The organism is Agrobacterium sp. 22-214-1 (assembly GCF_053522465.1).
The window spans coordinates 162,709-187,135 of record NZ_JBNWCK010000008.1; the positions used below are offsets into that span (position 1 = coordinate 162,709).

At 61.3% G+C, this 24,427-nt stretch carries 22 protein-coding genes; 5 read left to right on the forward strand and 17 right to left on the reverse strand.

The window, feature by feature from the left end; genetic code table 11:
* Window positions 1-199: 199 nt before the first annotated feature.
* Genes ACQZ5G_RS22565 through ACQZ5G_RS22575 form a run of 3 tightly spaced genes read left to right on the forward strand, consistent with a single transcriptional unit; the run spans window position 200 to window position 5,668 of the window.
* Window positions 200-964 carry an ImuA family protein gene (locus tag ACQZ5G_RS22565; RefSeq protein WP_448738566.1) on the forward strand — a complete coding sequence of 255 codons (765 nt, stop codon included), beginning with the start codon at window positions 200-202 and terminating at the stop codon, window positions 962-964.
* Complete coding sequence (locus ACQZ5G_RS22570) at window positions 879-2,396, forward strand: Y-family DNA polymerase (RefSeq protein ID WP_448738567.1); 1,518 nt, start codon at window positions 879-881, stop codon at window positions 2,394-2,396. Before ACQZ5G_RS22565 ends, ACQZ5G_RS22570 begins: the two co-directional genes overlap by 86 nt.
* The gene (locus ACQZ5G_RS22575; RefSeq protein ID WP_448738568.1) at window positions 2,393-5,668 is read left to right on the forward strand and encodes an error-prone DNA polymerase; all 3,276 of its coding nucleotides are present in this window, start codon (window positions 2,393-2,395) and stop codon (window positions 5,666-5,668) included. Before ACQZ5G_RS22570 ends, ACQZ5G_RS22575 begins: the two co-directional genes overlap by 4 nt.
* 14 nt (window positions 5,669-5,682) lie before the next feature.
* On the opposite strand, the gene ACQZ5G_RS22580 is transcribed toward ACQZ5G_RS22575, so the two are convergent.
* Both ACQZ5G_RS22580 and ACQZ5G_RS22585 read right to left on the reverse strand, forming a co-directional pair.
* Complete coding sequence (locus ACQZ5G_RS22580; protein ID WP_448738569.1) at window positions 5,683-6,321, reverse strand: class I SAM-dependent methyltransferase; 639 nt, start codon at window positions 6,319-6,321, stop codon at window positions 5,683-5,685.
* An 83-nt stretch (window positions 6,322-6,404) separates the two neighbouring features.
* Entirely contained in the window at window positions 6,405-7,343 is a 939-nt protein-coding gene (locus ACQZ5G_RS22585) for an AraC family transcriptional regulator (protein ID WP_080854619.1), read from the reverse strand.
* A gap of 182 nt (window positions 7,344-7,525) precedes the next feature.
* Between ACQZ5G_RS22585 and ACQZ5G_RS22590 the strand changes: the two genes are divergently transcribed.
* Window positions 7,526-8,743 carry an MFS transporter gene (locus ACQZ5G_RS22590; RefSeq protein ID WP_448738570.1) on the forward strand — a complete coding sequence of 406 codons (1,218 nt, stop codon included), beginning with the start codon at window positions 7,526-7,528 and terminating at the stop codon, window positions 8,741-8,743.
* Between the two features lie 47 nt (window positions 8,744-8,790).
* On the opposite strand, the gene ACQZ5G_RS22595 is transcribed toward ACQZ5G_RS22590, so the two are convergent.
* From ACQZ5G_RS22595 to ytfQ, 5 genes are all read right to left on the reverse strand, one after another.
* A complete protein-coding gene (locus tag ACQZ5G_RS22595) occupies window positions 8,791-9,525 on the reverse strand; it encodes a FadR/GntR family transcriptional regulator (protein WP_448738571.1) in 735 nt (244 codons plus the stop codon).
* Window positions 9,526-9,543: 18 nt separating this feature from the next.
* A complete protein-coding gene (yjfF, locus tag ACQZ5G_RS22600) occupies window positions 9,544-10,524 on the reverse strand; it encodes a galactofuranose ABC transporter, permease protein YjfF (RefSeq protein ID WP_174036759.1) in 981 nt (326 codons plus the stop codon).
* A complete protein-coding gene (locus ACQZ5G_RS22605; RefSeq protein ID WP_448738605.1) occupies window positions 10,521-11,564 on the reverse strand; it encodes an ABC transporter permease in 1,044 nt (347 codons plus the stop codon). Before ACQZ5G_RS22605 ends, yjfF begins: the two co-directional genes overlap by 4 nt.
* Entirely contained in the window at window positions 11,564-13,087 is a 1,524-nt protein-coding gene (locus ACQZ5G_RS22610) for a sugar ABC transporter ATP-binding protein (protein ID WP_448738572.1), read from the reverse strand. Before ACQZ5G_RS22610 ends, ACQZ5G_RS22605 begins: the two co-directional genes overlap by 1 nt.
* Window positions 13,088-13,162: 75 nt before the next feature.
* Complete coding sequence (gene ytfQ, locus ACQZ5G_RS22615) at window positions 13,163-14,122, reverse strand: galactofuranose ABC transporter, galactofuranose-binding protein YtfQ (RefSeq protein WP_003523750.1); 960 nt, start codon at window positions 14,120-14,122, stop codon at window positions 13,163-13,165.
* A 521-nt stretch (window positions 14,123-14,643) separates the two neighbouring features.
* Here ytfQ and ACQZ5G_RS22620 point away from each other — a divergent pair.
* Window positions 14,644-16,455, forward strand: coding sequence for an IlvD/Edd family dehydratase (locus tag ACQZ5G_RS22620; RefSeq protein ID WP_003523749.1), 1,812 nt, complete (start codon window positions 14,644-14,646; stop codon window positions 16,453-16,455).
* 139 nt (window positions 16,456-16,594) lie between these two features.
* On the opposite strand, the gene ACQZ5G_RS22625 is transcribed toward ACQZ5G_RS22620, so the two are convergent.
* The 10 genes from ACQZ5G_RS22625 to ACQZ5G_RS22670 all read right to left on the reverse strand — a co-directional run bounded on the left by ACQZ5G_RS22625 (window position 16,595) and on the right by ACQZ5G_RS22670 (window position 24,322).
* Window positions 16,595-16,804, reverse strand: coding sequence for a hypothetical protein (locus tag ACQZ5G_RS22625; protein ID WP_448738606.1), 210 nt, complete (start codon window positions 16,802-16,804; stop codon window positions 16,595-16,597).
* A 56-nt stretch (window positions 16,805-16,860) separates the two neighbouring features.
* Complete coding sequence (locus tag ACQZ5G_RS22630) at window positions 16,861-17,265, reverse strand: VOC family protein (protein ID WP_003523747.1); 405 nt, start codon at window positions 17,263-17,265, stop codon at window positions 16,861-16,863.
* 14 nt (window positions 17,266-17,279) lie between these two features.
* A complete protein-coding gene (locus tag ACQZ5G_RS22635) occupies window positions 17,280-17,762 on the reverse strand; it encodes a helix-turn-helix domain-containing protein (RefSeq protein ID WP_080854625.1) in 483 nt (160 codons plus the stop codon).
* Window positions 17,763-17,828: 66 nt separating this feature from the next.
* Window positions 17,829-18,023, reverse strand: coding sequence for a hypothetical protein (locus ACQZ5G_RS22640; RefSeq protein ID WP_003523745.1), 195 nt, complete (start codon window positions 18,021-18,023; stop codon window positions 17,829-17,831).
* Window positions 18,024-18,181: 158 nt separating this feature from the next.
* A complete protein-coding gene (locus ACQZ5G_RS22645; RefSeq protein WP_448738573.1) occupies window positions 18,182-19,300 on the reverse strand; it encodes a pyridoxal-phosphate-dependent aminotransferase family protein in 1,119 nt (372 codons plus the stop codon).
* Between the two features lie 9 nt (window positions 19,301-19,309).
* A complete protein-coding gene (locus ACQZ5G_RS22650) occupies window positions 19,310-20,089 on the reverse strand; it encodes an ABC transporter ATP-binding protein (protein WP_448738574.1) in 780 nt (259 codons plus the stop codon).
* Window positions 20,086-20,889, reverse strand: a complete 804-nt coding sequence (locus ACQZ5G_RS22655; RefSeq protein WP_448738575.1) for an ABC transporter ATP-binding protein — start codon at window positions 20,887-20,889, stop codon at window positions 20,086-20,088. The genes ACQZ5G_RS22650 and ACQZ5G_RS22655 overlap by 4 nt, the downstream gene beginning before the upstream one ends.
* A complete protein-coding gene (locus tag ACQZ5G_RS22660) occupies window positions 20,886-21,716 on the reverse strand; it encodes an ABC transporter permease (RefSeq protein WP_448738576.1) in 831 nt (276 codons plus the stop codon). The genes ACQZ5G_RS22655 and ACQZ5G_RS22660 overlap by 4 nt, the downstream gene beginning before the upstream one ends.
* Window positions 21,713-22,702: an ABC transporter permease gene (locus ACQZ5G_RS22665; protein WP_448738577.1), complete on the reverse strand. Its 990-nt coding sequence runs from the start codon at window positions 22,700-22,702 to the stop codon at window positions 21,713-21,715. The genes ACQZ5G_RS22660 and ACQZ5G_RS22665 overlap by 4 nt, the downstream gene beginning before the upstream one ends.
* 9 nt (window positions 22,703-22,711) lie before the next feature.
* A complete protein-coding gene (locus ACQZ5G_RS22670) occupies window positions 22,712-24,322 on the reverse strand; it encodes an ABC transporter substrate-binding protein (protein ID WP_448738578.1) in 1,611 nt (536 codons plus the stop codon).
* Between the last annotated feature and the right edge of the window lie 105 nt (window positions 24,323-24,427).

Below are 24,427 nucleotides of genomic sequence, written 5' to 3' on the forward strand. Positions count from 1 at the left end.
TTGCCGGCGGCTGTCAGGGTAAAACAGGTAGCGAGCGGACAATTTCGTTTTAACGGCAGGGCAGAGGGCCGCAAGGCCAGAATCCTCTCTTCCCGTGCAAACTGTTGAAGACCGGCAGCCTATTGCTTGACTCTTTGCTGAAATAGGAACAAAACAAGAACAATAAAGATGAATAACCGGAATTGAAACCTGTCATGCCATGCAAAAGCGCGCGGATCAGTTGCTCGTTGTCGAAGAGCTGCGTGAAAGGCTGGAAAGGATCGGTAACGGCGCTCCGCGCCTGCACGAGACCTTGCCTTTCGGCGTGGATGCCATCGACCACCACCTGCCGGGAGGCGGGCTGAAGCTCGGTTGCCTGCATGAGGTGAGCGGCGGCGGCAATGGCGCTGCCGATGGCGCGGCGGCCGCCCTTTTTGCGGCCGGTGTGGCAGCAAGGCTTTCCGGCAAGGTTTTATGGTGTGTCACCCGCCGGGATCTGTTCATGCCGGGGCTGACGCAGGCAGGCCTGTCGCAGAACCGGGTCATCATCGTTGAATGCCGTGATGAAAAAGGCGTGCTCGACTGTTTCGAGGAAGGCCTTCGCTGCAACGGCTTCGGCGCGGTGATGGGCGAAGTGACGAAACTGCCGATGAACGCCTCGCGGCGGCTGCAACTGGCAGCGGAAACCTCCGGTGTTACCGGCATTGCCATCCGTCGCTTCCGTCGCGCCGCCGATGCGGCGCTGTTCGGAGAGCCGACGGCGGCGGTGACCCGCTGGTGCATCTCTGTCCGGCCCTCATCCCCCTTGCCGGTGCCGGGGGTGGGCAGGCCGCGCTGGTTCCTGGAACTTTTGCGATGTCGCGGCGGCGAAAGTGCCGAATTTGAAGTGGAAGCCTGTGATGCAAAGGGTCGTCTCGCTCTACCTGCCGACATGGCCGACGGATCGTTTCCGGCGTCTTTCGGGCAAGGACGCGCCGCCGGTTGAAAAGCCGCTGGTCATGATCGGTCGCCAGGGCAGCCGCCGGCTGGTGCTGGCGCTCGACAAGGCGGCAAAGGCGGCGGGCATCCGGCCCAGCACGCCGGTCAGCAAGGCGCAGGCGCTGGTGCCGGGCCTTATCGTGGAAGATATGGATACGGCTGGTGATGCCCGCGCCCTGCAGCAACTGGCTTTTCATTTCCTGCGCATCTATGCCCCGATCGTCGCCGCCGACCCGCCGGACGGACTGGTGCTGGACACGGCGGGGGCGGACCATCTGCACGGCAATGAGGCGCTGATGCTGAGCGGCATGGTCAACCGCCTGCATGCCGCAGGCTTCGCCGCCCGCGCCGCCATTGCCGATAGCTGGGGGGCGGCCCATGCGCTGGCCCGTTTCGGCCGTGAGGAAATCAGCATCGTGCCACCGGGCGGGCAGCGGGTGGCGGTTAGCGGCTTGCCATTGGCCGCGCTCAGGCTGGAAGAGCGTATTATTTCCGGGCTGAAGGTGCTCGGTTTCCGCAGCATCGGCGAGCTGGCCGATGCCCCGCGCGCGCCGCTGACCCTGCGTTTCGGCCCCGAACTCGTCCGCCGTCTTTCCCAGGCTTCCGGAGAGATCGGCGAACCCATAGAACCGGTGCGGATGGCCGAGCTGGTGGAGGTGCGGCGCGCCTTTCCCGAACCCATTGCAGCGGCGGAGACGATTGCCCGTTATACGCAAAAACTGGTTGCGGAGCTTTGTGTCGCGCTGGAAAAGCGCGGCCTTGGCGCCCGCCGTGTCGATCTGGTGCTGCACCGGGTGGATAGCGGCCTGCAGGCGGTGCGGGCCGGCACCTCCAGACCGGTGCGCGATGTCAAACAGCTTGTCCGGCTTCTGACCGACCGTATCGACACCATCGATCCCGGTTTCGGCATCGAGATGATGGTGCTGACCGCCACCCATGCCGAGCCGCTTGTCGCCGCGCAGGCCCGTTCCTCGCTTCTGGAGGAAGGCCGTGCGGACATCGCTGATACGGTCGATGTCATCCTCAATCGCGGCCACCGGGTCTATCGTTATGCGGCGGTGGCAAGCGATGTGCCGGAACGCTCCCTTGCCCGAGTTGCTGCGCTTGCGCCTGAGGATACGCTCGGCTGGCCCGGCCACTGGCCGCGTCCGGTCAGGCTTTTTTCAAGGCCGGAACCCATCGAAACGCTGGCGCTGCTGCCGGACCATCCGCCGCGTTATTTCCTCTGGAAAGGCGTGCGCCACAATGTGCGGCGCGCCGACGGGCCGGAACGGGTGTTCGGCGAATGGTGGAAACGCGACCGGGAAAAGGCCGCCGTGCGCGATTATTTCACGGTGGAAAATGAAAGCGGCGAGCGCTTCTGGATTTTCCGTTCCGGTGACGGCGAACATGCCGAGACCGGCTCGCAGGGTTGGTTCATCCACGGGGTTTTCGCATGAATACGCCGCTTTATGCCGAACTGCAGGTGACCACGCATTTCTCCTTCCTGCGCGGTGCAAGCTCCTGTGAGGAGCTGTTCGAACAGGCTAAAAATCTCGGCATCGAGACGCTTGGCATCGTGGATCGCAATAGCCTTGCGGGCATTCCCCGCGCTTATGAAGCCGCCAATAATCATGGCATCCGCCTCGTCATCGGCTGCCGGCTCGATCTGGATGATGATATCTCCGTGCTTGTCTACCCCATGGATCGCCCGGCTTACGGCCGGCTCTGCCGGCTGCTTTCCGTCGGCAAGAAAAGAGGCGGCAAGGGCAAGTGCCGGCTGACATGGGATGACCTCGTTGCCTATGGCGAAGGCCTGATCGTGGTGCTGCTCGCCGATCTGGCCGACGATCTCTGCGCCCTTCGCCTGCGGCGGCTGAGGGCCGCCTTTGCGGACCGGGCTTATATGGCGCTCAGCCTCAGAAGACGTCCCAATGACCAGATGCGTCTTTTCGAACTGTCGAACATGGCGCTAGCCGCAGGTGTACCGACGGTGGTGACCAATGACGTGCTGTTTCATGTGCCCGAGCGGCGCATGCTGCAGGATGTCGTCACCTGTATCCGGCACAATTGCACCATCGATGAGGCCGGTTTCCGCCGCGAACGCCATGCCGACCGCTATATGAAGCCGCCGGAGGAAATGCACCGGCTGTTTGCCCGTTACCCCGAGGCGCTGGCCCGCAGTCTCGAAATCGCGAAGCGCTGCACCTTTTCGCTGAAGGAACTGGTCTATCAATATCCCGAGGAGCGCACGCTGCCGGGGCTGACAGCGCAGCAGGCGCTGGAAAAGCTCGTCTGGGATGCGGTATCGGAGCGTTATTCGGATGGCGTGCCGGAAAAGGTGGAAAAGGCGCTGCATCACGAATTGGACCTGATCGGCAGGCTGGAATATGCGCCGTATTTCCTGACGGTGAATGCCATCGTCCAATTTGCGCGCGGGGAAGATATTTTGTGTCAGGGTCGCGGTTCTGCGGCCAATTCGGTGGTGTGTTACGTGCTCGGTATAACCGCCATTGATCCTCTCAAGGTCGATCTCCTGTTCGAGCGTTTCGTTTCGGAAGAACGGCGCGAACCGCCTGACATCGACGTGGATTTCGAACATCAGCGGCGCGAGGAGGTCATCCAGTGGGTTTATAAAACCTATGGCCATGACAAAGCCGCGCTGTGTTCTGTCGTCACCCGTTATCGCGGGCGCGGGGCGCTACGCGATGTTGGCAAGGTTCTCGGCCTGCCGGAAGATTTGACCAAACTTCTGTCCTCGCAGGTCTGGCGCTGGAGCGAGGGTGTGGATGAAAAGCAGGTGAAGGAGCTGAACCTCAATATGGAGGATCGCCGCCTGAAGCTCGCTTTCGAGCTTGCCAACCAGCTTGTCGGCACGCCACGCCATCACAGCCAGCATCCGGGCGGCTTTGTTTTGACCCATGACCGGCTGGACGAACTGGTCCCGATCGAACCCGCTGCCATGGATAAGCGGCAGATCATCGAATGGGACAAGGACGATATCGATATCATGAAGTTCATGAAGATGGACTGTCTGGCGCTCGGCATGCTCTCTTGCATGAAGCGCGGCTTCGATATTCTGGAGGAGCGGACAGGCAAGAAGCACGATCTGACTTCCATGCCCGATGATGATCCCGCAACCTTCAAAATGATCCAGAAGGCCGATACGCTTGGCACCTTCCAGATCGAAAGCCGGGCGCAGATGTCGATGCTGCCACGCCTGAAGCCCGCAAAATTCTACGACCTCGTCATTCAAGTGGCCATTGTCCGCCCCGGCCCCATCCAGGGAGATATGGTGCACCCCTATCTGCGCCGCCGTGACAAAAAAGAGGAGGAGCACTATCCGAAAGAGGAACTGAGAGGTGTGCTGGGCAAGACGCTGGGCGTTCCGCTGTTTCAGGAGCAGGCCATGCGCGTCGCCATCGAATGCGCGGGTTTCTCCCCCGGCAAGGCGGATCAGTTGCGCCGTGCCATGGCAACCTTCAAGAATGTCGGCACTATCTCCAAATTCAGGCAGGATCTGATCGATGGCATGGTGGAGCGCGGTTATGAGCAGGACTTCGCCGAACGCATCTTCAAGCAGCTCGAAGGTTTCGGCAGTTATGGTTTTCCCGAAAGCCATGCGGCCTCCTTCGCATTGATTGCCTATGCCTCTTCATGGCTGAAGTGCCATTATCCCGATATTTTCTGTACGGCGCTTCTCAATTCGCAGCCCATGGGGTTTTACGCCCCGGCGCAGATCGTGCGCGATGCGCGCGATCATGGCGTGGAGGTGCGCCCGGTCTGCGTCAATAACAGCCGTTTCGATTGCACGCTGGAACCGACGGGAAAGCGAGATGTCAATGGCAAAGAGCGTTATGCCGTGCGGCTCGGCATGCGTCTGGTGAAGGGGCTTTCCAACAATCATGCTGCCGATATCGTCGCTGGCCGGCAGGACCGGGCGTTTGCCTCGGTGGATGATCTCTGGCGAAGGGCGGGCGTTCCTGCCGCTGCCCTCGTCTGTCTGGCCGAAGCCGATGCCTTTTTGCCGTCGCTTTCGCTTGCCAGACGCGAAGCGCTCTGGGCCATCAAGGCTTTGCGGGATGAGCCGCTGCCGCTTTTTGCCGCCGCCGCCAGCCGGGAAAATACTGTCGTGGACGAACTTCAGGAACCTGCCGTCGCGCTCAGGCCCATGACGGATGGCGGCGAGGTTGTGCAGGATTACGGTCATGTGGGGCTCACCCTGCGCGAACATCCCATGACCTTCCTGCGGCGCGATCTTTCCCGCCGCCGCATCGTCACCTGCGCGGAGGCGGTGCGTGTGCGGGATGGCACATGGCTGGAAACGGCGGGTCTGGTGCTGGTGCGCCAGCGCCCCGGCTCGGCCAAGGGCGTGATTTTCATGACGCTGGAGGACGAGACGGGCATCGCCAATGCGGTGCTGTGGGTCAAGACCTTCGAAAAATACCGGCGTGTGGTGCTGTCTGCCGGCATGGTAGGCATTTACGGCAAGATCCAGCGGGAAGGCGAGGTGGTGCATCTGGTCGCCCACCGGCTGACCGATTTGTCGGAAGCGCTGGCAAGTGTGGGCGAACGCAACCGCGCCTTTCCCCTGCCGCATGGGCGTGGCGATGAGTTCCACCACGGCATGCCGCCGGAGGATCATCGCACTATTAGGAAACGCCCGCCGGCTACGGTCGATGATGAAGATGAGGTGGAGCGGATAAAGGTCATTTCCCGCAATTTCCATTGAAAAGGCGGTTCAGATTATCTTTTTCGCGCCACGATATAAGGCCGCTTGTCATTGCCCTTTGTCGCGTGGAATTCCGTGGCCAGAATGTCGAAGCCTCCGGCTGTTATATGTCGGCTCAACTCGGTGGCGGTGAAGATGCCGGCATAGGGCGCCTTGCCGATTGCGCGCATGGCCGGCAACACAAGGCGGATAAGTGGGTTCATATCGCCGACGCAGGGTGTCTTGGTAATGAGAAGCCCCTGCGTGGTGAGCAGGGAATGGATGCGCCGCAATGTGCCGGGCAGATCGCGGACCAGATGAAGGTAATTGAAACCCAGAACCGCGTTAATCTGTGCGGGGTCGGGCACAAGCGTTTCCACGGTCGCAATGCTGAAAACGAGGTTGGTGAGAGAGCCGGCGGCGTGTTTTCTTTCCTCGGCAATCGCAATCATGTCGGTGGAAATATCCGTCGCAAGATAGTTTTTGACGCCGCCTGCCAGCCGGATTGCCGTTGTCCCGGTGCCGCAGCCCAATTCCAATACCCTGTCATCCGGTTTCAGCAGGGCGAGGGTCCGTTCCAGCGTGCGCGCATATCCGGCTTCATCCGAAATCTTGCCCCCGGCATATTTCCGGGCAGACCGGTTCCAGAAACGGGCGTCGTCGGCAATGCTCATGGTGGATGCTCCCCGAACCCCACGCTTTCGCGTCGAGCGGATCTGATTTCACCCGATATTCATATCTGTTTTATTTGAAGCTTTTAAGCCGCATCCTCAAGCCCCGCCGTGTCCTTCCTGCGGAACTGGCTGGGCGGCGCGCCGAGCACGCGTTTGAAGGCGCGGCTGAAGGAGGCTTCGGAATCGTAACCGAGCTTTTCGGCCGCCAGCGTTACGCGCATGCCTTCGCGCAGCCACAGCCGCGCCTGATGCATGCGCACGCGCACCACATAACGGGCCGGGCTTTCGCCCACCACGCGGGTGAAGCGTTCCGCGAAACTGGAGCGGGATGCGCCCATCAGTGAGGCAAGCTCCTCCACGCTCCAGTCCTTTTCGGGGTTGAGGTGGATGGCGGCCAGCACCCGCCCGAGTTCGGGATTGCGCACGGCGGCCAGCCAGCCGCTGGAATCGCCGCAGCCATATTCCACCCATGTGCGGATCAAGGTCGCGGTCAGCACATCGGCAAGCCGTGCCAGAATGCCGCCCGCGCCGACGCGGTTCAGTTCCACCTCGCGCGTCATGGCTTCAAGCAGATGGGGGATAGCCGGGTCGCTTTTGGCCAGATCGCTGGTCAGCATCACATCCGGCATCAGCTGCAGCAGCGGGTGCAGATTGTCCATGTTGAAACGCATCGAGGCGGTAAAGGCGACGGTATCGCCGCCGGCGCTCGCACATTCCATGTCGAAGATGCCCTGGCAGACTTCCTTCTTGCCGAAGCGGTCGAAAAGGGTGGGCTTCACATCCTCGCCGCTGCCCAGCACATGGGCGTGCCCTCGCGGCAGAAGCACGGCGTCACCGCAGGTCAGCGTCAGCCATTCCCCGGAAGGTTTCTGCAATTTCGCCTGACCGACGCCGATGAAATGAAACCGCGCGGCTTCCTGTTCGGGAAAGGCCGTCGCCCAGGGTGTGGCCATGCGGCACCGGCCGTATTCGACACCATCGAGCCGCAGGCCACGCAACATTTCGGTCAGGGCATCATTCATGGCTCTCTCGCAAATTCGGATGTTTGGTTAAGGAATATGGATTTTCTAGCATGGAAACGCCGGGATGTCACGCATAGCTTATGTGCATCGATTTGCGGTTGTCGAACCGGACTCCCACCGGTTTCACCATTTCGCCTTTCCGTTTCAGGACGCATTCCGGGAATGCGCATCAGGAGATTTTCATGAACAACCGGACCATAAACGAGCTTGAATATGTGCCGCGCAAGACAGAGCCGGATGCGAAATGGGCGGCCGTGGTTTCGCTTTCGCTCGGCGTTTTCGGGCTGGTGACGGCGGAATTCCTGCCGGTCAGCCTTCTCACGCCGCTTTCGGCCGATCTCGCCGTCAGCTCCGGCATCGCCGGTCAATCCATCACCGTTACGGCGCTGGTCGCGGCGGTGGCCGGCCCCGGCGTCGTCATCGGCACACGCAGCATCGACCGCCGCTGGACATTGCTTGGGCTGACCACGCTGCTGATCATTTCCAGCACGCTGGCCGCCTTCGCCAACGGTCTTTTCATGCTGTTCGCCTCGCGCGTCCTGCTCGGCATCGGCCTTGGCGGTTTCTGGGCCATGTCGGCGGCGCTGGCGCTAAGGCTCGTGCCGCTTGAGAAGATGCCGCGCGCCATGGCCATCATCCTGACAGGGGTTTCGGTTGCCACCGTCTGTGCAGCGCCGGTGGGCGCGTGGATCGGCGCGACGCTTGGCTGGCGCTCGGCCTTTGTCGTTGCGGGTGCGCTCGGTGTCATCGCACTTTTCGTGCAATTGCTCACCGTTCCGTCGCTGCCGCCGGCTGGTGCACCCGGCCTTTCCACCATGTTCCGGCTGTTGCAGCGGCCGCAGGTCCGGATCGGCCTTCTGACGACGCTGTTCATCGTTGCGGGTCACTTTGCCGGTTTCACCTATGTCCGTCCATTCCTGGAAGATGTGACGCTTCTTGGCGTCGAGGCGATTTCCCTCGTCCTTCTGGTTTATGGTGTCAGCGGCTTTTTCGGCAATCTTTTCGGCGGTTTCCTCTCCGAGAAAAACACGGCATGGGCAGTGACGTTCTCCGCGACTCTCATCGCGGCATCGGCTTCCGTTCTGGTCGTTGCGGGTGCTTCGCCCCTCGTTGCGGGTCTTGCCATCGCCGCCTGGGGCTTTGCCTTCGGTGCGCTTCCGGTCAGTGTGCAGAGCTTCATCACGCGGGCCGCTTCCGATGAGGCGGAAAGCGCCGGCGCGCTGCTGCTCACCACATTCCAGATCGCCATTTCCAGCGGTGCGGTTCTGGGCGGCCTGCTGATCGATCTTCAGGGGGCGACGATGGTTTTCGTCTTCGTGGCGATTGCCGCCCTTCTCGGCGCATCGCTGATGGCGTCGCGCCGTGGCGTGGTGCCGCAGGTCGAGGCATCGCAGGGGTAATTGGTCGAAGAAAAACGGACCCGCATTCCTGCGGGTCCTAGTCCTCCTCAAACCGTCTTGATCGCCTTCTGCGTCCGGTCTTTACCGACCTCGATCACGTGGCGCATGGCTTTCACCGCCGCATCCGCGTCACGCGCTGCAATCGCATGCACGATACGCAGATGATTGGACGCGATTTCGGCGATGGTGCCCGGCGAAGCGGCCGGCGAAGAGAGCTGGAAGGAAATGGCAAGTGCTGCTTCGATCAGCCCGCTTGCCGAGCGCATGAAGGGATTGCCGGACATATACGCCACGGCAAGGTGGAATTCGAGATCGACCTTGGCGATGCTTTCCGGCGTATGTTTCGGATTGTCGAATTTGGCGGCGATGACGTAAAGCGAAACGATATCGTCATTGGAGGCCTGCAGGGCCGCCGCCGCTGCCGCCGCCGGTTCCAGCGCCAGGCGGATCTCCGCCAGATGCGTGACGAATTCCTGGTCTATGCCGGCCTCGCAGCGCCAGCCCAGCACATCCGGATCGAAGAAGTTCCAGCTCGAACGATCGAGAACGCGGGTGCCGACCTTCGCCTTGGGCTCCACCAGCCGCTTGGCCGCCAGCGTCTTCATGGTTTCGCGCAGCACGGTGCGCGAGACGCCGAAGCGCATGGAAAGTTCCGCGTCATTGGGCAGCAGGGAGCCTTCCGCAATTCTGCCCGAGACGATGGCGCTGCCAAGTTCGGAGACCACATGGGCGTGGCTGTTCCGGCGTTTTCGCCCGCTTATCGTCGTTTCGAGCAGCCCCAAGCAAGCCTCCCTTGGCAATTATGCCGGATGCGGTCCGGCCAGTCTCCTGTTTGAATACCAGATGATTGCGCGCTGCAACACGATGAAGACGAAAAGCAGCACACCGATGACGATTTTCGTCCACCAGGAGGAAAGCGTCCCGTCAAAAACAATGTAGGTCTGGATCAAGCCCTGGATCAGAAGGCCGATGAAGGTTCCCGCCACCAGCCCCGTGCCGCCGGTCAAAAGCGTGCCGCCAATGACGACGGCGGCGATGGCGTCGAGTTCCACGCCCACCGTCGCCAGCGAATAACCTGACGAAGTGTAGAGCGTATAGACGATGCCGGCGAGGCCCGACAGGAAACCGGAAAGCGCATAGATGCCGATGGTCGTCGCCCCGATCGGCACGCCCATCAGCTCGGCCGATTGTGGGTTGCCACCGAGCGCATAGACATTGGCGCCAAAGCGGGTGCGGCTGGCGATCAGCATGCCGGCAGCAAAGACGAGAAGCATCAGCATGGCCAGCGCCGTCAGCCTGCCGCCGCCGGGGAAGCGGTAATAAAAGCCCTGTATCGCATCGATGAACGGATGCGAGATCGGCACGGACTGGGTGGAGATGAGGTAAGCTGCGCCGCGCGCCAGAAACATGCCCGCCAGCGTCACCACGAAGGGCGGGATGGCGAGGAAGCGGATCATCGCCCCCATCAGGCAGCCAAACAATGTCGAGACAACCAGCACGATGGCGAAGGCGAGCAGCGGATGGATGTTATAGGTACCGACCATGACGGCGACGAAGACGCTGGTGAAGGCGATGACCGAACCGATGGAGAGATCGATGCCGCCAGACAGGATGACGAAGGTCATGCCCACGGCCGCGATGCCGAGAAAGGCGTTATCGGTCAGAAGGTTGCCGATCACCCGCGTGGAAAAGATCGCCGGATATTGCAGCACGCAGAGGAGATAGGCGATGACGAAGATCGTCAGGGTGGTGAGGAAGGGCAGGTTGCGGCTGTGGATCATCGCGCGGTTCCTTCCTTGGTCATGCCATTGGCGGCGGCCGGTTTAGCGTGTGGCTTGGGCGCTTTCACGAAGCCAAGCACCGTCATGATCGCCGGTGATTGTAGCGTCAGCACCACCATGATGATGCCGGCCTTGATGATGAGGTTGAATTCCGGCGGGAAGCCCGAGACGAGAATGCCGGTATTGATGGTCTGGATGATCAGCGCGCCGATCAGCGAGGCGGTGATGGAGAAGCGCCCGCCATTCAGCGAGGTGCCACCGATGACCACCGCCAATATGGCGTCCAGTTCCAGCCAAAGCCCGGCATTGTTGGCATCCGCGCCGCGAATATCGGCGGTCACGATCATGCCGGCGATGGCCGCGCAGAGGCCGGAAACCGCATAGACGAAAAACAAGAGGAAACGGGCCCGTACCCCGGCAAGCGCTGCCGCGCGGCGATTGATGCCGGTCGCCTCGATCAGAAAACCGAGCGCGCTCTTGCGCACCAGAAGGCCGATCAGCAGTGCGGCCGCGACCCAGATGATGACGGGCAGCGGAATGCCCGCGAACGAGCCGGAACCGATGGCGGAAAAGCTGTCATTGTTGAAGGTGAGAATGACGCCTTCGGTAATGAGCTGGGCGATGCCGCGCCCCGCCACCATCAGGATCAGGGTGGCGATGATCGGCTGTATGTCGAGCAGGGCGACAAGCACGCCGTTCCACAGGCCACAGGCAATGCCTACCGCAAGCGAAATGACGATGACCGAGGGAATGGAATGGCCGTTGCTGATAAGCGTGGCGGCGACCGCGCCGCAGATGGCAATGACCGCGCCGATGGACAGATCGATGCCCTTGGTGGCGATGACCAGCGTCATGCCGATGGTCAAAAGCGCAACCGGTGCGGCACGCACCAGAATATCCACCAGACTGCCATAGAGCCTGCCGTTCTGGAACGAGACATGCAGGAAACCCGGCGAAAGGATTGTTATCGCTGCCAGAATGATGAAGAGCGCGGCAAGCTGCGGCGCAAGCCTTTTCAGGCGTCGTGTTACTGCTGCCATCATGCCGCCTCCGTGTTTGCCGCGTCGGCAATCGCCCGCATGATGTTGTCGGCGGTCACGTCGCCACCCTTCAACTCGCTGACATGACGGCGGTCGGAAAGCACCACGACACGGTGTGCGACGGCGGTGAGTTCTTCCAGTTCCGAAGAGATGACGACGAGCGACATGCCTTCGCTGCAGAGTTTTTCTATCATTTTCAGGATTTCCGCATGCGCGCCGATATCGATGCCGCGTGTCGGCTCGTCGAGGATCAGCAGCCGGGGATGGGTGGCGAGCCAGCGCGCCAGGATGGCCTTCTGCTGGTTGCCGCCGGACAGGAATTTGATCGGCCGGTTGGGATCGGCCGGGCGGATATCGAGCGACTTGATGAAGCTTTCGGCCAGTTCCGCTTTCTGCCGGCGCGACAGCGGCCGGGCCCAGCCCTGCCGGGCCTGAAGCGCCAGCGCGATATTGTCGGTGACGGAAAAGTCGCCGATGATGCCATCGGTCTTGCGCTCTTCCGGACAAAAGCCGAACCCGGCCGAGATGGCGGCTTCAGGAGACGAAATCGCCGCCGTCTTTCCGTCGATTGTCGCCGTGCCGGTATCGGGCCGGTCGATGCCGAACAGCAGGAAGGCGGTTTCGGTTCGGCCGGAGCCAAGGAGACCGGCGACGCCGACGATTTCACCGGGCCGGATGCCGAGATCGAAGGGCGCGATGCTGCCGCGTTTGCCATAACCTTCGAAACGGATCGGCGGCTCGCCCTCGGCAACCGTATCTTCGGTCGCCTGATGGTCGTGGGTAATGTGCTGAAGCTCGCGACCGAGCATCATGGAAATAAGTTCGGACCTCGGCAGGCTGCCGATGTCGCGGGTGCCGACGAGACGGCCGTTGCGCAGCACCGTCACCCGGTCGGCGATATCATAGACCTGGTTGAGGAAGTGGGTGATGATGACGATGCCGATGCCGCGGGCGCGCAGGTTTTTCAAAACCCCGAACAGCATCTCGACCTCATGGGCGTCAAGGCTGGCGGTCGGTTCGTCCAGCACCAGCACCTTGCCGGAAAGATCGACGGCGCGGGCAATGGCGATGATCTGCCGGATGGCGACGGAATAGCTGGAGAGAAGCGCGTTGACGTCGATGGACAACCCGTATTGGGCAAGCAGCGCCTGCGATTTCTTCTGCATCGTGCCGCGGTCGATCAGCCCGAAGCGGCGCGGCTGGCGGCCGAGAAACAGGTTTTCGGCAACCGTCAGGTTTTCGAGAAGGTTCACTTCCTGATAGACCGTGCCGATGCCGAGCGCCTGCGCCTCGCCCACATTGGCGGGCGAAATCTCTGCACCCTCCAGAAAGATCGAGCCGCTGTCGCGGTGATAAACGCCGGTCAGGATTTTGATGAGCGTCGATTTACCCGCGCCGTTTTCGCCGAGCAGGGCATGGATTTCACCATGTCCAAGCGAAAAATCGACGCCATCGAGCGCCGTGATCCCCAGAAAGGATTTGCCGATGGCGCGTGCTTCCAGAAGTGGTGCCGTTTCGGACATTGAGCAGGTTCCGCATGAAGAATGCCATGATGGAGCGGCACGAACGACGCGCCGCTCCTTCCGAAGAATGGGGTATCAGTAACCCAGACCCTTCTTCGCCTCGTAGACCTTCATCGGGTCGTCGGACGCCGTATAGAGCTTGGATTCGGTCTGAATCCACTTCGGCGGGGCCTTCTTGTCCTTCAGATAGGCTTCGAGCGCGTCGAAGGCGGGGCCGGCCATGTCAGGCGTCAGTTCGACGGTGGCGTTGGCTTCGCCGGCCGCCATGGCCTTGAAGATATCAGGCACGGCATCGATGGAAACGACCTTGATGTCGGTTCCGGGTTTCAGGCCGGCTTCCTTGATCGCCTGGATCGCGCCGACGGCCATGTCGTCATTGTGGGCGTAGACAGCACAGATATCCTTGCCGCCACCTTCGGCCTTGATGAAGCTTTCCATCACTTCCTTGCCCTTGGTGCGGGTGAAGTCACCCGTCTGCGAGCGTGCGATCTTGATGTTCTTGTGCGAGGCAATAGCCTCTTCGAAGCCCTTCTTGCGGTTGATGGCGGGCGAAGAGCCGGTCGTGCCCTGCAGTTCTACCACCTTGCAATCCTTGGAGCCGACGTCCTTGACCAGCCAGTCGCCGGCAACCTTGCCTTCATGAACCTGATCGGAGGTTACGGCGGTCAGGTAAAGATCGTCCGGAGCCTCGATCTGGCGGTCGAGCAGGATGACAGGGATTTTTTCTTCCTTGGCTTCCTTAAGCACGGCATCCCATCCGGTCGCGACGACCGGCGCGATCAGGATCGCATCGACGCCCTGCGCGATGAAGCCGCGAACGGCCTTGATCTGGTTTTCCTGCTTCTGCTGCGCGTCGGCGAATTTAAGCGTGACGCCGCGCTTCTCTGCCTGCTGCTTGGTGACGGTGGTTTCAGCCGCGCGCCAGCCGGATTCCGAACCGATCTGCGAGAAACCGACGGTAAGCGATTTGGCGGAAACACTTGATGCAAGGCACAGCGAAACGGCGACAGTAACTGTCGCGAGAGCTTTTCTCATCTTAATCCTCCCAGAGATGATGTCAGCGTGACGGAGACACTATGAGCATATAGTAATACTCTTGAAAAGAGGCATTTTCGCATATTTCAATTTCAGAATGGTGTGTCTGGTCTCGGATTTTGAAATATATCAATTAATATCAAATGGATAAAAGATTCATCTTTTGTAGTTCGAACAACCGGCACTGCTGCTGCTCACACCGCTATAGCGCTTGACAGCATATGGTCGTGTCTAATAGTAATACAAATAAGAAAACGATTTTTGCCGGAATTTTGGGTCTTGTGATCGGAGTTCAATCGGCAAAAGAGGGAGGGAGATTCCTTTGCGCAATCCTGCGATGGTCGTAAATGCCGAAAAATATTCGGTTAAAGCCGCAGAGCAGCCCAAGTCTACTCGTCTGGGCTCTCACTGTCGGTTATGCGTGATCTCCGAAAGCTGATTCCATTTTCCTTGCGCACAACATAAGCTTGTCGCATTTCGTAATATTTTACCGTTGGCCACTTCCGGCTGGAGACCGCATCATGACCAAATCCGACAATCTGCCCGCAACCCAAGGCAAGCTTCGTTCGCGCGCGTGGTTCGACAACCCCGCAAACGCGGATATGACCGCGCTTTATCTCGAGCGTTACATGAACTTCGGTCTCAGCCAGGCTGAGCTTCAGTCCGACCGCCCGATCATCGGCATTGCGCAGACCGGTTCGGACCTTTCGCCCTGCAACCGCCACCATCTGGAACTGGCGAACCGCCTGCGCGAAGGCATCCGTGAAGCGGGCGGCATCGCCATCGAATTCCCGGTGCATCCGATCCAGGAAACCGGCAAGCGCCCGACCGCCGGTCTCGACCGCAACCTTGCCTATCTCGGCCTCGTGGAAGTGCTGTACGGCTATCCGCTCGATGGCGTCGTCCTGACCATCGGCTGCGACAAGACCACGCCTGCCTGTCTTATGGCGGCGGCCACCGTCAACATTCCGGCCATCGCCCTTTCCGTCGGCCCCATGCTGAACGGCTGGTTCCGTGGCGAACGCACCGGTTCCGGCACCATCGTCTGGAAGGCGCGCGAATTGCTGGCGAAGGGCGAGATCGATTACCAGGGTTTCGTCAAGCTCGTCGCCTCGTCGGCTCCCTCCACGGGTTACTGCAACACCATGGGCACGGCGACGACCATGAACTCGCTTGCCGAGGCGCTCGGTATGCAGCTTCCGGGCTCCGCCGCCATCCCGGCGCCTTACCGCGACCGTCAGGAAGTCTCCTACCTGACCGGCCTGCGCATCGTCGAAATGGTGAAGGAAGACCTGAAGCCTTCCGATATCATGACCAAGGATGCCTTCATCAACGCCATCCGCGTCAACTCGGCCATCGGCGGTTCCACCAATGCGCCGATCCACCTGAACGGCCTTGCCCGCCATGTCGGCGTCGAGCTGACGGTGGATGACTGGCAGACCTATGGCGAAGACGTGCCGCTGCTCGTCAACCTGCAGCCGGCCGGTGAATATCTCGGCGAGGATTATTACCATGCCGGTGGTGTTCCTGCTGTCGTCAACCAGCTGATGAACCAGGGACTGATCATGGAAGACGCCATGACCGTCAACGGCAAGACCATCGGCGAAAACTGCCGTGGCGCGATCATCGAGGACGAGAAGGTCATCCGCCCCTATGAGCAGCCGCTCAAGGAGCGCGCCGGCTTCCGCGTTCTGCGCGGCAACCTGTTCTCCTCTGCCATCATGAAGACCAGCGTGATCTCGGAAGAGTTCCGCAACCGTTACCTCTCCAACCCGAACGATCCGGAAGCCTTCGAAGGCCGCGCCGTGGTGTTCGACGGTCCGGAGGACTACCATCACCGCATCGACGATCCGTCGCTGAAGATCGACGCCAACACCATCCTCTTCATGCGCGGCGCCGGTCCCATCGGTTACCCGGGTGCGGCGGAAGTGGTGAACATGCGCGCACCGGATTATCTTCTGAAGGAAGGCGTCAATTCGCTGCCCTGCATCGGCGATGGTCGTCAGTCTGGTACGTCGGGCAGCCCGTCCATCCTCAACGCTTCCCCGGAAGCGGCGGCCGGTGGCGGCCTCGCCATCCTGCAGACGGGTGACCGCGTCCGCATCGATGTGGGCCGCGGCAAGGCGGATATCCTGATTTCCGGCGAGGAACTGGCCAAGCGTTACGAGGCGCTTTCCGCCGAGGGCGGTTACAAGTTCCCCGATCACCAGACGCCATGGCAGGAAATCCAGCGCGGTATCGTCAGCCAGATGGAAACCGGCGCGGTTCTGGAGCCGGCCGTGAAGTATCAGCGCATCGCCCAGACCAAGGGCCTGCCGCGCGACAACCACTAAGGCAAGGCCGTTTCGTCCGACCGCTTTTTAATCAGCCCCGGGGTAAAACCCGGGGCTGAAACATTTTGAATACCGTGCTTCGCAACCGCGTGAACCGTGCGGGTGGCCGAAGAGCGCGATAGCATCATTGCTTACCTGCCTACTTCTCCGATGGGGCTGGCGGCTTTCCCAGATATGGCAGGAAGAACATGTAAAGCCCGCTGAAAACAAGCAAAGTCAGCGGCACCAGCGGAGCATAAACGATCATCGGTGGCGTCGGGCCGAAGGCCATCGAAGCGAAGTTCGCCAGAATGGTGACGGTCAGCAGAATGCCCAGCCACCGATGGCCCTGCCTTATCCAGTTTCGCAAGATCAAAATCGCCCCCAAGAAAAAACATCCATGATGGAATGTGACACATCGGCGCTTTAGCGGGCCTGAACGAGCTTCCAGCCATTGCCGGAAGGATCGCGGAAGCTCGCATCCACCGAGCCGTAGCGGGCGATCGGTTCCTGGGTGAATTCGACGCCGCGTTTGTGCATGGCGTCAAAGGCTTTCTGGCAATCCTCGACCACCAGAACCAGCGGCGGCATGGCGCCTTTGGCCACGGCTTCATTCAGATCCTGCGCCGTCGCCTCATCAACGGTCGGGGCCTGCGGCCGAAACAGGCCCAGCTGGAAATCCGGCTGGTCCGGGTGCTGCACGGTCAACCAGCGATAATCGCCGTTGCGTGCGTCCGTATGCAGACGAAATCCGACTTTTTCGACATAAAATTGCAGCGCTTCGTCCTGATCATGAACATAAAGCCCGACAAGTTGAACACCATTTTTCATGAGCTATCTCCCTTTCACTCACCGTGCCTACCGCTTTCCGTTCGCCGGCGCTTCTCCGAAACTGCGATTGTGAGATGGGGACGATGCGCGGCGCTGACGAAGCAATGGGGAACCTGCTCAAGGTCGGCAGGCAAAAGCCGCATCCTGCGCCGCAATTCACTCGGGTTTTCCCCCGTCACGTCGCGGAAAACACGGCCGAACGTGCCGATGCTGTTCCAGCCGGTTTGCAGCGCGATCTCGATGATCGGAAGGTCCGTGTCACGCAACAGCGCCACGGCGCGCTCCACGCGGCGGGTCAGCAGATAGCGGTGAGGGGGTATGCCGAAAGCATCGCGAAACGATCTCGCGAAGTGCGCCTGTGAGGCCCCGCTGACGCTTGCAAGGCGTGAAACAGGCCACGCCTCATGGGGCGCCGCGTCCATATGATCCTTGGCCCGCAGAAGGCGGCGCAACAGTTGCAAGTCTCTGTTCGCAGAGTTCTTTTCGGGCCGGCGCATGCGGCAATCATTGAATGAACCGGCGGTGCTTGGCAAGGTTCATGGCTGCAAGCCGCTGTGAATGGCTCAGATCACCGGATAAAGCGACCAGAAGAACAGTTCATATTCCTGATCGCGGTCGTCATCGTGCGACTCGTCATCGGGTCTGCGCGGTGTTTTGTCCTGAAACTCGGTCTCCACCCGCTCATTGACGACGGGCATCCTTCGGCCGATGCCAAAGAGGTCAAAGGAGAGCATGTTGAACCCTGCTACCATGGCCATTTCCCTTCTTCACGCGAGTTAACGTAGCGTTAAGTTTCGCGCGTTGCCATGATTTCGTCAAGATTGGCCGAGGAATTTGTCTACCATTTTTAACAACAATGTCGTGACTGACATTCCAACGCTGCCGGATTTGGCGCAATGAACGTTTATTAACGGCGTTAAACGCCGTTCGCAGGGGCGTCAGAATAGACCTTTTCAGTCGCTTCCAGTGCGGAATCGGTATCTGCGGCATGGCCGAGGCTCTTCAGGGCACTGGAGAAGGCCGCGATATTGGCTTTCACCGCCTCCGGATGCGCCCGCCGACCGGTGTGATTGAGCCTTATCAGCCGTTCCGCGCCGGGGCCGACACCGGCGGAAAGATCAGCGCCCTGCTTTTGGGATGCAGCAGCGAGGAACGCTCCGGCTTCCACGGTATCCGGCAGGATCGCCGTGGAAACGAGGGCGGAGGCGTGTGCCTCTTCCACCCAGGTCGGGATACCGAGCGCCCTGATGCCGTTCCGGGTGGCCGCCGCCGCCCTTTCGTGACGTTCGTTGGCGGATGCCAGACCTTCCGCCTCTATCCGGTCGAGGGCGGCCTCCAGCGCGTAGAATTCCAGTGGAGCAGGCGTTCCGGGCAGCGCGCCGCGGCCGGAATCGAGCCAGAGCTTCTTCTGGTCCAGAAGCGAGAGCATGGAGTTTTCCGGCGCCTCACCATGGGAAAGAAGCTCCCACGCTTTTTCGCTGACGGAAATGGCGGAAACCCCGGCCGGGCCGGCCAACGCCTTTTGCGGGCCGATGACGGCGATATCGATGCCCAGCCGGTCGACCTCGAAGGCATGGCCGCCGATGGAGGCGACGGCATCGACAAGGGTCACGATGCCCCTTTGCCGAGCGAGCGCGGCAATGGCGGGCAGGGGGTTGAGAATGCCGCTTGCCGATTCCGCATGGACGATGGCGAGAAGATCGAAGCCCGGACCCTCGTTCAGCGCCCGCTCCACCTCTTCCAGCGTGACCGGTTTTGCCGGGCTGGCGGTCAGGTTGCGCACCGTCGCGTCGCCTCTCGCGAGCCAGCCGCCGAACCATGCGCCATAGGGGCTGGTGACGATGTTGAGCGCTCTAAGGCCCGGTCGGGCAAGGCTCGTCGCTGCCGCCTCGAGTGCCAGCACGGCTTCCGCCTGTATGAGAAGGACGTCGTTCCTCGTGCCCATCAAGGCTGCCAGCCGGTCAGCCAGAATGGCGTAATGCTCCGCGGGAAAAGCGGGTGGGTCGAGCAGCAATGCATAATCTGGAACGGGCATGTCTTTTCCTTACGTGGCAATGGTCAGGCGCGGTGCGGCGTCGATCAGGGTTCTGGCGGTCGAGGATTGCGGTGCCGAGACGATATTTCCCGTCCTGCCGATTTCAACGATCCGCCCCGCTTCCATGATGGCGACGCGGTGGCAGACGGCCCGGATGACTGCGAGATCATGGGAAACGAAAATACAGGAAACGGCCGTCTCGCGCTGTATTTCCACCAGCAGTTCGAGGATTTGCCGGCGAACCGAAACATCGAGCGCGGATACGGCTTCGTCCAGAATGAGAAGCGACGGTTTGAGCGCAATGGCCCGTGCAATCGCGACACGCTGCCTTTGGCCGCCGGAAAGCTCGAAGACCGAACGGCCGGCATAGCTGGCGGGCAGGCCCACGCGCTCGAGAAGGCGGCGTATTTCCGCCGCACGCTCGCGTCTTTTGACCATGCGGTGAATGCGTAGCGGTTCGCCGATGGCATCCTCGACGCTGGCGCGCGGATTGAAGGCGCCATGCGTGTCCTGAAACACCATCTGCATATGCTGGCGGGCGGCGCGAAGCTGCCCGCTGCCCAGCGCCAGCCAGTCGTGGCCTTTGAAATGGATCGTGCCTTCATCGGCCGGGATCAGCCGCATCAGAATGCGCGCCAGCGTCGATTTCCCGCAGCCGGAGGGACCGGCAAGCCCCAGGGTCTCGCCGGGCTGAAGCGAAAAGGAGATGTCGGAAAGTGCCGCCACCGTTCTTGCGCCGGTGCGATAGGTTTTCGACAGTCCGTCGACGCTCAGAAGGGCTTCGTTCATGACGCGGCCTCGCTGATGAGCGGCGGGGTGGAGAGATCGAGATAATCGGCAAGCAGCGCACGCGTATAGTCATGGCTGGGTGCGGAAAGCATCCGCCGCGTCGGGCCGTGTTCCACCAGCAGCCCCGCGCGCAGAACCGCGATCTCGTCGGCAAGGCTGGAAGCAAGGCCGATATCATGGGTGATGAAGACCAGCGTTTTGTTTTCCTGCCGCACCAGATCGTCCAGCAGCGTGGCGATGGCGGCCTGACTGACCGTATCGAGCGCGCTCGTGGCCTCGTCGGCAATCAGGATCGAAGGACTGGCGGCAATGGCAGCGGCAATCGCCACGCGCTGCCTTTGGCCGCCGGAAAGCTGGTGCGGATAGGCGGTGAGCAGATGGGAGGGATGCGGCAGCCGCACCCGGTCCAGAAGGTCGCGGGCAAGATCGCGCGCTTGCCTCCATGACAGGCCGAGATGCCGCACGGCGCCTTCCGCCACCTGTTCGCCGATGGTGAGAACCGGGTTCAGCGTCGCGCCGGTATCCTGAAAGATCGTGCCGATATCGCGCCCCGGCTGTGGCCTGGCGTGAAACAGGCCGTTATCGCGGCTCCAGGAAATATCGCCGGAAACCCGCGCATTGCCGGGAAGAAGCCCGGCAATGGCTCTGCCGAGCGTGGATTTTCCCGAACCGCTTTCGCCGATGATCGCCAGCCTCTGCCCCTGCCGGATCGTCAGCGAAACATTCTGCAATGCCGGCGCATCGCCCGCCGCATAAAAAACGCTGAGATCGTCGATCCGGCACAGCGCATTTCCGCTCATGGCGCTTGTCTCCTCGTCGCCATCGCCCTGTTGATACCTTCGCCGAGAAGGTAGACGCCGAGAACCGTGACCAGAAGGCCGATGCCGGGGATGACGGACAAAAACGCGGCCGAGCGCAGGACGTTGCGGCCTTCGGCGATCATCGAACCCCAGGTGACGATATTGGGATCGCCAAGTCCGAGGAAGGACAGTGCCGCTTCGGTGAGAATGGCTGCCGCGACGATGATGGCGGCCAACGCCAGAACCGGCGGCAGGGCATTCGGTAAAATCTGCCGGAAGGCGATTTCCAGCGGATGCATGCCGATGGCGCGGGCGGATTGCACGTAGTCGCGCTCGCGGATGCTCAACACCTGCGCCCGCATCAGCCGCGCGGGATCCGCCCATGCGCCGAGCGCAATGGCGAGAATGACGACGGGCATGGAAGGGCCGATGGTGCTGACGAAGGCGAGCGCGAGCAGGAAATTCGGCACGATCTGGAAGGCGTCGGTGACGCGCATCAATGTTTCATCCACGAGACCGCCGGCAAATCCGGCGATGGTGCCGATGACGGTGCCGATCACCAGCGCGGCGGCGGCGGCGCCCATGCCGACGAGAAGGGAGGCCTGCGCGCCATGGGCAAGCTCGGCCAGCACATTGCGGCCCAGCCGGTCGGTGCCCAGCGGCAGGGCGGCGTCCGTAAAGGGCGCGATCAGCGGCTCGCCGACAATGGCCAGCGGGTCGCCCGGAAAGAGGAGGGGGGCGGCAAGCGCTGTCATGGCAAGCAGCACCAGAATGATGGTGCCCGTGGCGCCTTCGAAACTGCGCAGCAGCCGGAGAGCGAAACTCATGCCTGTCGCTCCCCGCTGCCGATGCGCGGATCGAGAACGGCATAGACAATATCGACGGCGAGATTGACGAGGATGACGAAGACGGCGCTTGTCAGAATAATGCCCATCAAAAGCGGCGTATCGCGACCGCTGACCGCCTCCTGCGCCAGCCGGCCGAAACCGGGAATCGCGAAGACGCTTTCGATCACCACGCTGCCGCCCAGCATGGTTGCGGCCTGCAGGCCAAGCACGGTGACAAGCGGAAGAGCGGCATTGCGCGCGACATGGCGCAGCACGATCCGTCTCCTGGAAAGTCCCTTGGATTGAGCAAAAAGCACGAAATCCAGCGGCCAGACCGCCGCCATGGCGGTGCGCATGACGCGCAGGAAAAGCGCGAGATAAATAAGGCCGAGGCTGGCGACCGGCAGCACGAGATGGCGGGCAATATCGAGCGCCCTTGTAAATCCCTGCTTGCCCGAGGCGATGGTTTCGATGCCTGAGGTGGGCAGCCATTTGAGTTGAACGGCAAAGACGATGGCCAGCACGAGGCCGAGCCAGAAGCCGGGCGTGGCGTAAAGCGCCAGCGAAAGCGTTGAAAGCACGCGATCCGTCAGCCCGCCGGGACGCGCACCGGCCACGATGCCAAGCCCGGTGCCGAGGATGAAGGCGAATGCGGTGGCGCTGCCCATCAGGAGAAGCGTGTTCGGCAGCCGCTCGAGGATCAGCCCCAGCACCGGCCGGTCGAAGGCAAGCGACCAGCCGAGATCGAGCCGCAGCACCGAGCTGGCATAGAGCCAGAAACGGGCAAATACCGAACCGTTCAGGCCATATTGCTCGCGCAACACATCCCTGAGCCCGGCATCGCCGCCGCCGATGGAGACGAGATAGGCGTCTACCGCGTCTCCGGATGCATTTTCAAGCAGTACGAAAGTGAAGATGAGAACGATCAGCAGCACCGGAATGGCGCTGACTGCCCTTCGCTTCAGCAATGTTACCGCACGCTTCACGATGCGTCCTTACGTATCGACCGCCGTATCCGCCCAGTTGGAAACGGCCCAGCGGGGATTGCTGGCGACATGTTTGACGGTATCGCGCGCCACCGTGATGAAGCCCCATTCGGCAACGTTGATCAGCGGCAGATCGGCGGCGACCTGCTTCTGGAAATCCTTGTAAAGCGCCGTGCGCGCGGCGGTATCGACCGTTATCGCCGCCTTGTCGATCAATTCGTCCAGCGTCTTGTTCTCGTAACCGCCCTGATTGGAGAAGCCGACGCCCGCCGGAATGCCGGAACGCACGAGAATGGTGGTGGAAATTGCCGGGTCGCCGCGGAAGACCGGCGGCGCAATGGCGAGGTCGAAGGCATGATCGGTGTAGACAGCCTTCTGGTGAGCGGCTGAATCATTATTGACCAACTCGGCATCGATGCCGATTTCCTGCAATGCCTGACGAAGATAGGAGCCGAACTGCCTGGTTTCATTGAAATAGGGCGCCGGCAGAAGTTTCAGCGAGAAACGTGTTCCGTTCGGGCCGCGCGCATAACCCGCCTCGTCCAGCAGGGCATTGGCCTTGGCCACATCGAAATCATAGGTCTCGACATCGTCGGTGTAGAATTCAGGAGCATTCTTCGGCACCGGGCCTGTGGATGCCGTGGCGTAACCGAGGAAGACCTTGTCGATGACGAATTTTTTGTCGATGGCTTGGGCGATGGCCTTTCTGACCTTGAGATCGGCCAGTTCCTTGCGGCGATGGTTGATTTCGACCACCAGCTGATAGGTCAGCGCCTCGTAACCATCGGCAATGACCTTGATGCCCGCCACCTTCGAGATGCGGTCGAGATCGGCCAGAGGCACGGCGGAGAAGGCGGCGAGCTGGATTTCCTCTGCTTCGAGCGCGGAGGCCGCACCCGCCCGGTCCGGCAGGACGCGGTAGATGATCTCTTCGAGCTGCGGTTCGTCCTTGCCCCAATAATTGGGATTGCGGGTCAGGCGATAATATTCGCCGGGCTTGTATTCGGCAAAGACGAAAGGCCCGGTGCCGACCGGCTTGGTATTGGCCGGGTTGGTGGCGATATCGGTGCCTTCATAAAGATGTTTCGGCACGACGCTGGTAACGACCGGCAGCGCGTTGCGGATGAGCTGGAAGGGCGTCGGCTTGGAGAAGCGGAAAATCGCCGTGTGTTCATCCGGCGTATCCACTTTCTCCAGATTGGCGAAAACCAGCCGTCCAAGATTCTGCAGCGGTTTCCAGATGGAGAGCGCCGAAAAGGCAACATCCGCCGAGGTAAACGGCTTGCCGTCATGCCAGGACACGCCTTCGCGCAGCTTGAAAGTGGCGCTGAGACCGTCATCCGATCCCTCCCATTCGGTGGCAAGCCGCGGCGTGAGCCCGTCCTTACCATCGAAGGAGGCTTCGGCCAGCGGCTCGACGATCTTGCTGGCAATATAAAAAACGCCGTTTGAGGCGACGATCGCCGGGTTGAGGTTCTTCGGCTCCGAATCGGCCGCCACGATCAGCCTTCCGCCGGGTGCCGCCTGCTGCGCGGCGGCGATGCCCGCCAAACCCGTGGTTGCGGCAAGAAGGAGTGACGTCTTGAGAAGCGAGCGGCGGGACAGGTGGACAGGCGACATGATTCACTCCGGAAATGAGGGCTGGGCGGGCCTTTCCACTTGGTCCGCGGCGGCCGATCTTAAGACTGCAACCTCGGCAGTGTCCACGTTAATTCGCGGGCTTTA

Coding starts and splice junctions, on each gene's coding strand:
- ACQZ5G_RS22585 (WP_080854619.1), bottom strand. CDS start 7,343: ATGAATGATGCCCTGACCGAAATGTTGCGTGGCCTGCGGCTCGATGGT.
- yjfF (WP_174036759.1), bottom strand. CDS start 10,524: ATGATCCACAGCCGCAACCTGCCCTTCCTCACCACCCTGACGATCTTC.
- ACQZ5G_RS22630 (WP_003523747.1), bottom strand. CDS start 17,265: ATGAAAAATGGTGTTCAACTTGTCGGGCTTTATGTTCATGATCAGGAC.
- ACQZ5G_RS22660 (WP_448738576.1), bottom strand. CDS start 21,716: ATGAGTTTCGCTCTCCGGCTGCTGCGCAGTTTCGAAGGCGCCACGGGC.
- ACQZ5G_RS22670 (WP_448738578.1), bottom strand. CDS start 24,322: ATGTCGCCTGTCCACCTGTCCCGCCGCTCGCTTCTCAAGACGTCACTC.
- ACQZ5G_RS22570 (WP_448738567.1), top strand. CDS start 879: ATGCAAAGGGTCGTCTCGCTCTACCTGCCGACATGGCCGACGGATCGT.
- ACQZ5G_RS22655 (WP_448738575.1), bottom strand. CDS start 20,889: ATGAGCGGAAATGCGCTGTGCCGGATCGACGATCTCAGCGTTTTTTAT.
- ACQZ5G_RS22590 (WP_448738570.1), top strand. CDS start 7,526: ATGAACAACCGGACCATAAACGAGCTTGAATATGTGCCGCGCAAGACA.
- ACQZ5G_RS22645 (WP_448738573.1), bottom strand. CDS start 19,300: ATGCCCGTTCCAGATTATGCATTGCTGCTCGACCCACCCGCTTTTCCC.
- ACQZ5G_RS22605 (WP_448738605.1), bottom strand. CDS start 11,564: ATGGCAGCAGTAACACGACGCCTGAAAAGGCTTGCGCCGCAGCTTGCC.
- ACQZ5G_RS22635 (WP_080854625.1), bottom strand. CDS start 17,762: ATGCGCCGGCCCGAAAAGAACTCTGCGAACAGAGACTTGCAACTGTTG.
- ACQZ5G_RS22575 (WP_448738568.1), top strand. CDS start 2,393: ATGAATACGCCGCTTTATGCCGAACTGCAGGTGACCACGCATTTCTCC.
- ACQZ5G_RS22620 (WP_003523749.1), top strand. CDS start 14,644: ATGACCAAATCCGACAATCTGCCCGCAACCCAAGGCAAGCTTCGTTCG.
- ACQZ5G_RS22565 (WP_448738566.1), top strand. CDS start 200: ATGCAAAAGCGCGCGGATCAGTTGCTCGTTGTCGAAGAGCTGCGTGAA.
- ACQZ5G_RS22650 (WP_448738574.1), bottom strand. CDS start 20,089: ATGAACGAAGCCCTTCTGAGCGTCGACGGACTGTCGAAAACCTATCGC.
- ACQZ5G_RS22610 (WP_448738572.1), bottom strand. CDS start 13,087: ATGTCCGAAACGGCACCACTTCTGGAAGCACGCGCCATCGGCAAATCC.
- ACQZ5G_RS22640 (WP_003523745.1), bottom strand. CDS start 18,023: ATGGCCATGGTAGCAGGGTTCAACATGCTCTCCTTTGACCTCTTTGGC.
- ACQZ5G_RS22580 (WP_448738569.1), bottom strand. CDS start 6,321: ATGAGCATTGCCGACGACGCCCGTTTCTGGAACCGGTCTGCCCGGAAA.
- ytfQ (WP_003523750.1), bottom strand. CDS start 14,122: ATGAGAAAAGCTCTCGCGACAGTTACTGTCGCCGTTTCGCTGTGCCTT.